At 34.5% G+C, this 12,256-nt stretch carries 12 protein-coding genes; 6 read left to right on the forward strand and 6 right to left on the reverse strand.

The features are described 5' to 3' along the window. Window positions 1-474: 474 nt before the first annotated feature. The 3 genes from H0V01_15750 (at window position 475) to H0V01_15760 (ending at window position 5,562) form a co-directional block, all read left to right on the forward strand. On the forward strand, window positions 475-870 hold the full coding sequence (locus H0V01_15750; GenBank protein MBA2584823.1) for a hypothetical protein: 396 nt from the start codon (window positions 475-477) through the stop codon (window positions 868-870). Between the two features lie 19 nt (window positions 871-889). Then, window positions 890-3,445, forward strand: a complete 2,556-nt coding sequence (locus tag H0V01_15755) for a T9SS type A sorting domain-containing protein (protein MBA2584824.1) — start codon at window positions 890-892, stop codon at window positions 3,443-3,445. A gap of 995 nt (window positions 3,446-4,440) precedes the next feature. Continuing rightward, on the forward strand, window positions 4,441-5,562 hold the full coding sequence (locus H0V01_15760; protein MBA2584825.1) for a hypothetical protein: 1,122 nt from the start codon (window positions 4,441-4,443) through the stop codon (window positions 5,560-5,562). Window positions 5,563-5,653: 91 nt separating this feature from the next. Here the strand turns inward: H0V01_15760 and H0V01_15765 are convergent, their stop codons facing one another. Further along, on the reverse strand, window positions 5,654-6,070 hold the full coding sequence (locus tag H0V01_15765; GenBank protein ID MBA2584826.1) for a hypothetical protein: 417 nt from the start codon (window positions 6,068-6,070) through the stop codon (window positions 5,654-5,656). A gap of 409 nt (window positions 6,071-6,479) precedes the next feature. Between H0V01_15765 and H0V01_15770 the strand changes: the two genes are divergently transcribed. The 3 genes from H0V01_15770 (at window position 6,480) to H0V01_15780 (ending at window position 8,365) form a co-directional block, all read left to right on the forward strand. Further along, window positions 6,480-7,136, forward strand: a complete 657-nt coding sequence (locus H0V01_15770) for a hypothetical protein (GenBank protein ID MBA2584827.1) — start codon at window positions 6,480-6,482, stop codon at window positions 7,134-7,136. Next, on the forward strand, window positions 7,136-7,810 hold the full coding sequence (locus H0V01_15775; GenBank protein ID MBA2584828.1) for a DUF3575 domain-containing protein: 675 nt from the start codon (window positions 7,136-7,138) through the stop codon (window positions 7,808-7,810). Before H0V01_15770 ends, H0V01_15775 begins: the two co-directional genes overlap by 1 nt. A 75-nt stretch (window positions 7,811-7,885) precedes the next feature. Continuing rightward, window positions 7,886-8,365 carry a hypothetical protein gene (locus tag H0V01_15780; GenBank protein ID MBA2584829.1) on the forward strand — a complete coding sequence of 160 codons (480 nt, stop codon included), beginning with the start codon at window positions 7,886-7,888 and terminating at the stop codon, window positions 8,363-8,365. Between the two features lie 45 nt (window positions 8,366-8,410). Here H0V01_15780 and H0V01_15785 read toward each other — a convergent pair whose 3' ends face one another. From H0V01_15785 to H0V01_15805, 5 genes are all read right to left on the reverse strand, one after another. Further along, a complete protein-coding gene (locus H0V01_15785; protein MBA2584830.1) occupies window positions 8,411-8,710 on the reverse strand; it encodes a hypothetical protein in 300 nt (99 codons plus the stop codon). A 104-nt stretch (window positions 8,711-8,814) separates the two neighbouring features. Then, a complete protein-coding gene (locus H0V01_15790; GenBank protein ID MBA2584831.1) occupies window positions 8,815-9,540 on the reverse strand; it encodes a hypothetical protein in 726 nt (241 codons plus the stop codon). 222 nt (window positions 9,541-9,762) lie between these two features. Continuing rightward, a complete protein-coding gene (locus H0V01_15795; GenBank protein ID MBA2584832.1) occupies window positions 9,763-10,359 on the reverse strand; it encodes a HutD family protein in 597 nt (198 codons plus the stop codon). A 7-nt stretch (window positions 10,360-10,366) separates the two neighbouring features. Continuing rightward, window positions 10,367-11,575 carry a hypothetical protein gene (locus tag H0V01_15800; protein ID MBA2584833.1) on the reverse strand — a complete coding sequence of 403 codons (1,209 nt, stop codon included), beginning with the start codon at window positions 11,573-11,575 and terminating at the stop codon, window positions 10,367-10,369. Further along, window positions 11,572-12,063: a sigma-70 family RNA polymerase sigma factor gene (locus tag H0V01_15805; protein ID MBA2584834.1), complete on the reverse strand. Its 492-nt coding sequence runs from the start codon at window positions 12,061-12,063 to the stop codon at window positions 11,572-11,574. The genes H0V01_15800 and H0V01_15805 overlap by 4 nt, the downstream gene beginning before the upstream one ends. Window positions 12,064-12,256: the final 193 nt, after the last annotated feature.

Here is a 12,256-nt window from a genome sequence, read left to right on the forward strand (position 1 = left end):
TCAATGCAAAAATAAAAGCTTTTAGGTCTGCTTTTAGAGGAGTTAGAAATGTAAGTTTTTTCTTGTTCAGATTAGCAAATATTTATGCTTAGAAATTTGCAGCCCCCAACTTTTCCGCTTGATCCATTTTATTTCTTCCGTTAACGCAAATGATTACAGAACTGCTCAAAGAGTGGCGATTAATAAATATTAAATCCTAAATACTTTTCCATAAAAAACGCCTCGGCAAATACCCGGAATTTTTAAAGAGAAATTTAAAAATATTGATCCGTTTTTTTCTCTGTCATTCTTTTTCGGATCAAGCCTATTTTTCCTTTCACAAACAAATTTATTGATCCTTTAAGGATTTAGAGTTTTTTATAGGCATTAATATACAGTTAATTTAAGATAAAAAGCAATTAATAGAATAAATATTTATTGACATTTTAATAATTTAAATGTAATATTGTCCCCTAAAAAAATAAAAACCTAATTATGAAGAAAACAAATTACTTTAAAATTGCGGCATTTTCGGCAGTCTTTATTTTAGCTTCTCAAGGGGTATTTTCGCAAGAAAGAACTGCCTCACGATCTGAATCAAAAGGTGATGTGAAAATTGAAGATCGCCTGGCTTATACTTCTGATGATGAAGTAAAACAATTTATGAAAGAGGTAATAGCCTCAGATTTACCAGCAGATTATAAAGTTCCTGCTTATGTGAAAAATGCTAAAAGTATGCAAGATGCTTCTAAAGCAGTGGGAGCCTATTTTCCGGAGTTTTACGGAAAGTATAGTAATGAACTGCTATTGGCTATTCGCAGAAATCCGGCTAGATACAAACAAATGATGTTTGATTCTAAAGCCATCAGAAATCAATTTCCGTTAAATTAAATCTATAAAAGAAAAAGATATGAAATTTTTATTAAAACTTATATTGCCTGTCCTTCTTTTAGGAGGATTTAATGCAATGGCGCAGCCATTTTGTGACCAGCCACAATCTGGCCCTGGCTTTTCAACTTCACCTTCTTGTGAAAGTTCTATTTGTGCTTCTGATCCTTATTGCTGTAATACTCAATGGGATGGTATTTGTGCTTCATCAGCTACAACCAATGCAAATTGCACAACGTGTCTATCTACCTACCAACCTCCATGTTCTACACCTCCCGCTATTATAAGTAACTTTGTTATAACACTTACAGCTGGGGGTTTTCAAGATGAAATCGGATGGAATTTTGCTGATGGCAGTAGTACAATTTTGGTATCGGGAGGCCCAAATACTGCAGGAACTTATAACGTATCCAGTGGAAGCGGCCCCTTTAGCTTTTCTTTAGAAACTCAGGGAAGTTGGAACGATAATGTAATAAGTTATGAGATAAGCTGTAATGGAACTGTTGTTTTATCAGGAACTATGGTGGGAGGAAATGCTAATACATTTTCTGTGCCTTCCTGCACTAACTTGCCTGCAGCAGCAGTTCAATGTGGTGGCTCGGTTACTGCACCAACTGCACAAAGTGCTTGCTACGGAACAATAACAGGTACTACAAGCAATGCTACTACTTTTACATCAGTGGGTTCATATACTATAAACTGGACTTTTAATGATGGCGCCAGTGGTGTTTCTAACTATCCTCAAACAGTGACGGTTACTGATAATACCGCCCCGGTTGCGGATGTTGCTACTTTAACAACAATTACTGCTCTGTGTGAGGTTACTGCACTTACTGCGCCAACAGCAACTGATAACTGCGATGGTTCAATCACAGCTACGCATAATGCTACTTTACCAATTAGCAGCAATACTACCATTACCTGGACGTACACAGATGCCAGCACTAACTCATCAACTCAAACCCAGGACGTAGTTATTAATGATAACACTGCTCCAATTGAGGATGTTTCTACTTTAACAACAATTACTTCTCAGTGTGCTGTTACTGCACTTACCGCACCAACAGCAACTGATAATTGCACTGGTTCAATCACAGGTACGCATAATGCTACTTTACCAATTAGCAGCAACACTACCATTATCTGGACGTACACAGATGCAAATGGTAACAGCGCAACTCAAACCCAGGACGTAGTTATTAATGATAACATTGCCCCGGTTGAGGATGCTGCTACTTTAACAACCATTACTGCTCAATGTGAGGTTACTGCACTTACTGGCCCAACAGCAACTGATAACTGCGATGGCCCAATCACAGGTATGCATAATGCTACTTTACCAATTAGCAGCAATACCACCATTATCTGGACTTATACAGATGCAAACGGTAACAGTGCAACTCAAACCCAGGAGGTAGTTATTAATGATAACATTGCCCCGGTTGAGGATGTTGCTACTTTAACAACCATTACTGCTCTGTGTGAGGTTACTGCACTTACTGCGCCAACAGCAACTGATAACTGCGATGGTTCAATTACGGGTATGCATAACGCTACTTTACCAATTAGCAGCAACACCACCATTACCTGGTCTTATGAGGATGCTAACGGTAACATAACAACCCAAACACAGGATGTGGTTATAAATGATAACATTGCTCCGGTTGAGGATGTTGCTACTTTAACAACCATTACTGCTCAGTGCGAAGTTACTTCACTTACTGCTCCAACTGCTACTGATAATTGCACTGGTTCAATCGCAGGTACGCATAATGCTACTTTACCAATTAGCAGCAACACCACCATTACCTGGTCTTATGAGGATGCTAATGGTAATATAACAACTCAAACCCAGGATGTAGTTATGAATGATGACATTGCTCCTGTAGCTGATGTTGCTTCGTTGCCAACTATTAATTCTTCATGTGAGGTTACTTCACTAACAGCACAAACAGCAACTGATAATTGCGATGGTTCAATTACAGGTACGCATGATGCTACTTTACCTATTAGCGGAACTACAGGACCTACAACTGTTACCTGGACCTATACAGATGCAAATGGAAATACATCAACACAAACTCAGGATGTGATTATTAACATGGTAAGTGTTAATGTTGTAGTTGATGCAACTGGTAGCGAGCTTACTGCCGATTATACTGTATCAGGTGCTACTTACCAGTGGTATAATTGTACAACTCAGCAACCAATAGCAGGAGAAGTTGGTGTTTCTTATGTTCCAACAACAAACGGTAATTATTCTGTTGAAGTAATAGACGGAAACTGTATCTTTATGTCGAATTGTGAACTTATATCTACAGTAAGTATTAAAGAAACTGCAGCAAACAATTTATTCAGAATTTTTCCAAATCCAAACAACGGAAACTTTACAATAGAAACCGGGACTGCGGTTATAATTGAAATGGTTAACGCTGTTGGTCAGGTGGTTTTAAATAAATCATTTACTGCAGGAGTAAACCAGATTAACATTGAAAATGTAAGCAGCGGATTATATTTAATTTCTTCTGTTGATACAAATGGAAACAGAACTGCCCAAAGAGTAGTGATTAATAAATAAAGTTAAAGTTTCTCTTAAAAAAGCCCGGGCATTTGCCCGGGCTTTTTTTATGGAGTTTTGATTTTTTTTCCTATACGAAGGCAATAAAGCACGGACTATTCAAAATGTAACAAGCCCGTACTTTTAGCTATGAAATGTTAGCAACTGTTTTTATTATTCAACAATTAATTTCACCACCCTTATAACTGTCTTTTCTGATTAAATATTTTTTAAATATATAAGGCAGAATAAAGATCATTCGTATTAATCACTTTTTTAATTCTTTCAATTATCCTTTATTTCAATTCATCCCTCAAAAGACTAAAAAGTTTGAAATAAAAATATTTATTTTCTTAATTACCAACTCTGATTTAATTTCCTTTTCGCACCGGATTAGTGTATATAATTAAATCTAAATAGGTTTCATACACTGGGGTGGAGCAAAAGAATTCCAGGTTCCACATTAAGCACTGCCCTTTGGCTTGCGCTTCATCTTAGCGCCCAAAGAGCTTCAACTTAGCTCGGACAGGGTCGTTTTCAAAAAAGGCGAAATAGTTTTAGACGCAAATAATATTTGCACAAATAGTTATTTCATTAACAATGGAAGAATCAAAACTTAAATCCTTTGACTTTATAGTCATAAATAACAAGCAGATCCTGATAAAAAACAATGACCTGAAAGTTGCTGATTTATTTAAACGTTTGAATTTACCTTTCGGAAACAATATAGGTTTATCCAAATATATTTTTTGCATGTATGCTTTCATTTACTATGCCTAAGAAAAATTCAAAAGTGCATATTTACACTAATCAAAAAAGCCTTTCAAAGAAAAAAGATCTTTACCCTTCCAATACGGGAAAGACAAAAGTTTATCAACCAATTTAGTATTAATTTAAATGTATTAAATTACTACAAAACACTTGTGTAACGAATTATTACAGAATGCAAAAAAACGGCTTAAAACAGCATACTTTTTTTGTTTGTACTTTCGTGGGGGACAAATAATTCAAATTCCATGAAACTACTTTTTATTTTCTTTTTTCTCTTTACTGGTTCTGTTTCGGCACAGCTTCAGGTTGAATCATTCAGAAATGACCTGAATCAAAACAATGATGCTGCAGTAATACAAGCATCAATGGATGCTTTGGCAAACCAAGGCCATGGGTCTTTGAGTTTTGATGGTTCCAGAACATATAAAATAAACAGAAGTATAGAACTTCCCCGCTATACTGGGGAGGGCAGAAAAATTTATGTAATTAATGGAAATGGAGCAATAATACTTGCAGGCAGTGATACCCTAAATATATTTAACCGAATTCCCCAGAATCAGAAAGAGGCCTTGGGCAAAATGATTGGAACAAGGTTTATCATACAGGATTTATCATTTATAGGTGGTGCAAAGGGCATTAATTTAGGAGGCACATTAGGTTCTTCCATTTTACGCTGCAATTTTACCAATATCCGTATTGCTGCAATTGATATACAATTTGGACTACAAACTGTAATTAGCCATTGCTATGCCACCAATTGTTTTGAAGATAATTTCATTTTGCGAACAGGGGAAGATTGGGGAGGAAATTCAAATAATTCACAAAGCAATCATTCTGTAATTGAATATTCAAGGGTGTATGCAAGGAAAGAATCAAAAACAGGATATAAAATTTTAGGTTCTGGAGGAATTGTTTTAAGGGATATTATTTCTGAGGGGAGCCATGAAATTGATTATGCAATTTTTGCTGACAGATTGAAAAGTACAACTGTAAGGTATTTCAAAATTGAAAACCTTCACCTGGAACATGCACCTTTAAAAGCAGGCATTTATTTAAGTATTACCGGAAACACTGAAATTAACGGGATTTTTTATCAGCATGCCCGAAAAGTTGGTGAATTTACATTGATTCATGCAGGTGAAGGTTCAGGATTAATAAATGTTGCTAGTATTCCCCATTTTGTTACTGGCACAGTTATGCGCTTAGAAAGCCCAGGATGTGGTTTTTGGAACCTAAATTTCAGCGCAAAGGAATTTTATTTGAAAGAGAACTGGAGAATCAAAAAAGCCGATGATACTTATGAATCCAAACTACCCTTTTATTTCTCTGGTCAAGGAGGAGGAGCTCAGGTAAAGATAAAATATTGACTTTATTGATTAGAATAATTTAAAACCAAAAATTCAAAGAAACATTACTGAAACATTTATTTAATGGGATTGAATCCATTAAAGATTTCAATTATTTTATTTTTCCAGCTACTAATTTTCCAGCTAAATAACTCATGGGAATATAAGCCACTGTTAAATCTAAAACCGCAAACCACAAAGGGGAGGGAAGCATTAAAACACTGGCATTTCCTCCTATTAGGAAAAACACTCCTACAGCAAGCGCAAATTTCATTTTATGACTTGCTGCTATTAAAGCTGCAAGAAAAGCACCGACAAAAGTTCCTAAAGCATGGGCTAAAAAAGGAAAAATAAAATGTTTTAATTCAAATAATTGCATGGTAGCTTTTAATCCTTCCATTGTAGTAATATCAGCTGCTTCGGGAGGAGGAATAATTGAACCACTAAGCTTAATAATTCCCATATTCACTATACTGCCAAAAATAATACCTGATACGATGGCCGCAATGTTTTTAAGTATTGGATTAATTTTCTATAGTTTGAGTTTACTTCTTTTCTTTTTATTGATCCTTGAAATGAATTATAGCAGCGAAGTTAGCTGAATATACGGAAGTTGCAAATAACAGCAGAAATGAAAGCCAAAGATATAAAGGTTAATAAATAAAAAGTAGCAAGATTTGGTTATCGCTTGGTTTGCTGCAAGGGTAACTAAAAGTTACCAGCCAGGTGCTACACTAAGGTTATTTGACTTAAAATGAGCATAGTTAAAACCAATAAAAAAAATTAAAACCATTCTGATTCAGACTTAAAGGAACAAATTAAATCGATCGAAATCAATTTAAAAACAACAGATACAAAGCTTAGGGAATTCTGATTAAAATCATAAGTAATTGTTCTAAATATTTCTTAATTTGCGGTAAAATTTTAAGTTAGGATCCATGAAACACTCAAAAATTATTTTAATCCTGGTTTTTCTCAATATAATTGCAGTTAAAACCATTTTAGGCCAGGGAATTAAATTTCCTGTAAATGACACCGTAAAATACATTATAAAAAATGAACCATTGCGGTTCTTTGGAGGTACTTTCTGGACAGGAATTGAAATTCCCATTCAAAATAAAAATTCAGTCTATTTCGCTGGAATAGTGACTTATGGTTCACCGGTAAATAATAACAAGCATTTAGCCGGATGGGGTGCAGAGGTGCAATACAGAAACTATCTGGGAAAAGGTACTTTCTCCACCAATTTCCCAATATACCTTGCCCCCCAGTTGATGTACAGGAGAACTGAAGAATACACACTTCTACAGGTGTACCAAACCATTTACAATGAGTACGGGGGTTACATCGATTACAACAACCCAACATTTATTGAAACCAAAAAGTTTTCCAATGTTTTTTATGGAGGCTTATTGTTAGGCGGACAAATTTTTATTAATCATATGTTTACTGTGGATGTAAATTTTGGGGGTGGTTTAAGATTAGTTCAAATTGATGGGGAAAGCGGCTTTTCAAAATATAAAAGCATAACCTCCCTTGATTATTCAGGCGTTGTGCCCCGTGCAAGTATAATAATTGGTATTATCCGGAATTAATGCGTTTACATTTTCTTGTTTTCTTTTTTGTTGCTTTTTTGCCATTGAAAATCAAGGCACAGGAATTTGATACGCTAAAGCCAAAGGAAGAAATAAAAAGTTTATATAAATTAGACCTTGTACGAACTGTGCAGGGCACCATGCAATTGTCGCGTGAGGCAGCAATGAAAAACAACTGGACTTATCAAATTGGTTTGATGGGGACTTACGCCTCAACACGCGGGTTGGCAAAGCCTTATTTAGAGGCCCAGGATTTTTCTTATACTGATGCACAAAACTTTACCTATTATCTTGATAATGTTGAAGCCAGGGGTTATGGAATTAATTTGCAATTCAGGAAGTACCTTGGGAAAAATGCTGAAGAATTTAAAGGCTTTTATGCTTCTCCTGAACTTTTTTTCAGACAATTATCCATTTCCTCTTTGATATTCGATAATTCAGTAAATGAACAAAAAGAAATTAAAAGAAATTTATACCTGGGATATGCTGGCTATATGCTAGGTTTTCAGAAAATAATTTTAAAAGTGGTTAGCCTTGACCTTTATTTTGGTGGTGGCTTTTTTTACAGCCAGTATGATGATTCTTCTTCCCCTACCCGCTTTCGAAAAAGTTATCAAGTGGATTATACCGGGTTTTACTTAAATTCAGGAGTTTTGATTGGGGTTGTAAAATAATTTTAGTTAAGGAATTACGTAATTCAAGTTATGTTTATCTTTGAATAAATAAATTATATTACTATACAACCAAGAATGAAAAAATTATTTTTTTGCATCTTTTTTTTCCTGTTGTTGACTCATGTACAAGCGCAAAACGGCCAAACCTGGATGTTTGGACCAATGGTACATGTTAATTTTGGTGGCGAAAAAACCAGTGTTTCCTATGCCCTTGAATTTTCCTATTGGAATTACAGAAGTTTCCCCTACAGTTTTGATTTTGCTTTTGAACTAGAAAAAGGAAAAATGCGCATTTACAGTGAGGCCCAAACAGGAGTTGGTTTTGCAGGTATTGCTGCAGGCCCTGTTTTGGAATATTCTTCAATCGCACAGAAGTTAAATCTTGGATTTCAGGGATCTGTATGGGGAAATTACTTTTGGGGTTTTGATATGCGGGTAAGAAATGTTGGCGGGGAAACTTATTTCTCACCAGGAACTTATTTGAAACTTCCAACGGCTATTTTTACCAGCGAATTTTACGAAAACAACAACAGTTCCGGATGGGATTGGGATTAAATGAAAAGGGTTAATTAAAGCAATACTGCGAACAAATTTTTATTTTCAAGGTTTTATTTTTTCAACCTCAATCCAACCTTCATTTGGATGATACATTAAACAAACAATCTCATCCATTGCTGAACCCCTGCATACTTTAATTTTTTTGAACGTTGCAATTACCACATCTCCATCATTAAATGGAGAAACTTTCTCAAGATTACACACATGGTAATCTTTTCCTTGAAATTGAAGGTAAGTTCCTGTACAGTCTCTTACAACTTTTACTGTTTGATTTCTTTCTTTGCTGCATGCAAACAGTGTAACAAAGCAAACAAAAATTGTAAGGCAAATTATCTTTCTCATTTAATTCTATTTAACTTTATATTTCACTTTTATAAGAGTTTCATGTGAAGATAACTAAAATAAAAGCAATGTAAGGTTTGACACTTGTAGAATCTATTTCTGAATTAATAAGAAATCCATAATCCAAAGGCTGCATAATGAAAAAAAGAAAAAGTATACACGCTTTTATTGTCTGCACCACCTTCTAAGAATCGGTATCCTGCTTTAATCCACACATGTTTGTATATTTTTTGGTTGTAGAAAAAGGCAACATCTAACGCCCTTCCTTGAGGAGAAGCTAATGCATCACCATCTATGGTAAGGGAAATGTTTTCAACGGGCATCCAAGCGCCATAAAAATTTATTAATGGAACCACTCCCAAATCAGAGGATACTGCTTTTTTATCATCCGAAGAAAAGGCAATTGAAGCATCACGAACTTTGGCTGTAATACCTGCACCCGCAAAAAACCTTTCTTTACGGATAAAATTATACCGATAGGTCAACCGGTATGAATCGAAACGGTATAAAACATTCAGATTTTCTCCTGCAAAAAATTCGGTATCCTCGAATTTTAAATCATAAGGAACTATTCCATTGTATTCAAGCTGAAGGGGTGCTGCTAAAATGGAAACGCTATGTTTTTCAAAAAAGGTTAGGGAAGTTCTTGCCCTGTAAAAACCGGATAAATTTTGAGAAAGGGCTGAATTTAAACTAATGAATGTACCCGTATTTCCTGGTATGCGAACATGGTTGTAACCTGTAAATACTATTCCGCTTTCAAAATCTATTCGTATTTGGGCTGTTAAATGAGTAGAGTAGAATATTAGAATTGACAACAATATTTTCATTCAATTAGCTATAAATAGAAATCAAGTTAAGTTTTTTTTACAGTAATGTCCAGTAAAAGATTAGAAGATTCCTCTTTTCACTTCGTTACTCTCGGAAAGACATTGTTATTCAATAGCAACCCCAAAACCATGTAAAAAACTGTTTTTTCCGAGCCAAAGCGAGGAATCTTTTGTTTTTAACGTACAACAGTGTTTTTTTTTATTAAATTTTTAGTGTCTGAACTATTTTTCTCCTTGTTTGATATTTGTTATCCGACAAACAATCACCTGGCAAAAGTTTAAAGCAGCAATAAAAAAAGAAGAATTAGTGAAACCATTCATTAAAACAAAATCACCTTTTTCAAGTGTAACAACTTGTTGGTTGTAATTAAAATCAAGCTTACCATTTAAGAGATAGATTCCCATGTAACTCTGCTGCTTTTCCAATAAAACTTTATCTGTTTCTCCCTCATTTAATTCAAGGAGTTCGAGTTTTCCCTGAGTTAAACCCCTTGTCATTAAATTAAAATCCCTAATCTTTCCTTTGGCTTTGGTTGGCCATTCGCCAAAAAAAGTAGTTGTGTCGAATTTATTGAGTACTATTTTATTCCTGTTAATGTGTTCAAGTTCAAGGCTTCCGTCAAGTACCATTAAATGTCTGGTAACACCAGGCATAAAAGTAAATGTTGATTCCTCAACCTCAACAGTTGCAAAACTTATTCTGAAATCAAAATCAAACTTTTGGTATTCCGCCCGTTTAGGAAAAATGGCTAATTGTGTAGTAGTTCCTCCGGCCCAGTTGGCTGTTTTCAATTCCGATTGTTTTGTTAATTCGAACATGTTGCTTTTATTCCAGGTCTTTTAATAAATTTTCAGCCTTTTTCTTGTATTCTCCATTTTGACTGACAATTTTTTCAAGTAATGCTTTTGCATCAATTTTTCTATTCAAATTAATAAATGCCATGGATTTGTAATAATTAGTTTGTTCAATATATTGGGAGTTTCCATTTTTTAAAACAGTTTCGAGCAAAGGCAATGCCTTGTCTGATTTTCCAACTTTAAGATAAGAAATAGCGCAATACAGGTTAGCCTGAGGATTATCAGCATTGTTTACAAAATACTTTTCGAAGGAAGAAATAGCGGAAGGATAATCTTCCTTTAAAAAAAATTGCTTGCCTTGATTAAAATCAGGATTAGTATTGGTCTCTTTTTTTGTAAAATCTTCACTAGAAGTCCCTGAATTAAGAGCCGGTGAACTTGAAGAAGTTTTAGCTTTATCTGATTGGCTTGATAGCTCATTCCTTTTTAAGGGTGTTGATTCCTCAAGCGATTTGGTTTTAATATTCTTTGATTCATAAACCTGGGCAATTTCCTGTTCAATTGGAGCAGCGCTTTTTTCATTCTCGCTCAAAGGGATTGATGCATCTGCAACTTGAACTTTATCAATAGTGGCCAAAGTTACATCATCCATAAAATTGCTTTTTGTTTTTTCTTCTGCTACTGAAATCGTTGTTTCTTCCCCGTGTTTATGATTTTCTTCTTTCTTTTCATCTTTGTAGGCAATCGACTCCGCCCGATTACTCGAAGGTGGAACCATACTGTTTACTTTTTCATCTTTTAAAGCAGCAGGTTGTTCTATTTTATTATTTGTACTGTCTACAACTAGCTCTGATTTTATATTTTCAACGATTATTTTTTTATCCTGCTCTCTGTTTATTAAGGTAATAATCCCCGAAAGCCCTATTATAAACAATACGCTGGCGGCAATGGCAAATTTGGCCTTATGCACATCCCATAGGGTATAAACTCTTGTTTTATTTGATTTTTTGGGGTTTATTATTAAATCAATGCGCGTTCTGGTTTCAGCAATTTTTTCCCTGTTTTTCAATAAAGACAATCCATCCAAGGCATCTTCACACATACTGCAATCCAACAAATGCTTTTCAATAACATGCATTTGAGAGGTACTGAGGGTATTATCCAAATAACCATACATTGCCTGTTCGCTTATGCAATCAGAATCTTCGTTGAAGATTATATGTTTATCACTGTTCATTCTTTATTTGTTAAATAATTTTTCAGATTTCGTTTACCGTTTTGTATATAGCTTTTTACCTCATTTAAGGAATAACCCGTGATAGTGACAATTTCAGCGTAACACATCTCTTTTAAATAAAACAATTCTATACATGATTTCTGCTGGTTGTTTAATAATTGAATTCCACTTTCCAGCAAGGTTAACTTGTTTTCTTTTTCATTATCACCATTTAGATGCATAGAATAACCAGATTCCATAAACTCGAATTCATTTTTATTTATTTCCTTAAATTTATCAATCCTGCCCCCTTCATTACGCAAATATGTTAAACAATGATTTTTACTTACAGTATATAACCAGGATTTGAAGTAAGAAATTTCATGCTTTAATAAGTCTGAAATTAATTTTTCGAAAATTGCCATCACAGCATCCTTACAGTTTTCTTCATCTTTGAGATATTTCATACAAACACCAAATACAAGGTGGGTGTGCCTTTGAAAAAGCATTCCTACAAATTCTTTATCACCGGTTTCTTTGTATTTTAAAACAAGTTCATTATCAGAAAAGTGAACTAAGGACGCCAAATTTGTTGTTTAATGTGCTGTAAAATTAATCCAAGATAATCTATGGATATTAAAATTGCAAAAATTATTTTATGTGTGTTTATGGAATTCTGATTTTTCAAACATCTAAATGAAA

It is taken from the genome of Bacteroidota bacterium (genome assembly GCA_013696965.1).
GTDB lineage: Bacteria > Bacteroidota > Bacteroidia > JACCXN01 > JACCXN01 > JACCXN01.

Coding starts and splice junctions, on each gene's coding strand:
- H0V01_15775 (MBA2584828.1), top strand. CDS start 7,136: ATGCGTTTACATTTTCTTGTTTTCTTTTTTGTTGCTTTTTTGCCATTG.
- H0V01_15790 (MBA2584831.1), bottom strand. CDS start 9,540: ATGAAAATATTGTTGTCAATTCTAATATTCTACTCTACTCATTTAACA.
- H0V01_15795 (MBA2584832.1), bottom strand. CDS start 10,359: ATGTTCGAATTAACAAAACAATCGGAATTGAAAACAGCCAACTGGGCC.
- H0V01_15780 (MBA2584829.1), top strand. CDS start 7,886: ATGAAAAAATTATTTTTTTGCATCTTTTTTTTCCTGTTGTTGACTCAT.
- H0V01_15805 (MBA2584834.1), bottom strand. CDS start 12,063: ATGCTTTTTCAAAGGCACACCCACCTTGTATTTGGTGTTTGTATGAAA.
- H0V01_15760 (MBA2584825.1), top strand. CDS start 4,441: ATGAAACTACTTTTTATTTTCTTTTTTCTCTTTACTGGTTCTGTTTCG.
- H0V01_15785 (MBA2584830.1), bottom strand. CDS start 8,710: ATGAGAAAGATAATTTGCCTTACAATTTTTGTTTGCTTTGTTACACTG.
- H0V01_15755 (MBA2584824.1), top strand. CDS start 890: ATGAAATTTTTATTAAAACTTATATTGCCTGTCCTTCTTTTAGGAGGA.
- H0V01_15770 (MBA2584827.1), top strand. CDS start 6,480: ATGAAACACTCAAAAATTATTTTAATCCTGGTTTTTCTCAATATAATT.
- H0V01_15800 (MBA2584833.1), bottom strand. CDS start 11,575: ATGAACAGTGATAAACATATAATCTTCAACGAAGATTCTGATTGCATA.
- H0V01_15750 (MBA2584823.1), top strand. CDS start 475: ATGAAGAAAACAAATTACTTTAAAATTGCGGCATTTTCGGCAGTCTTT.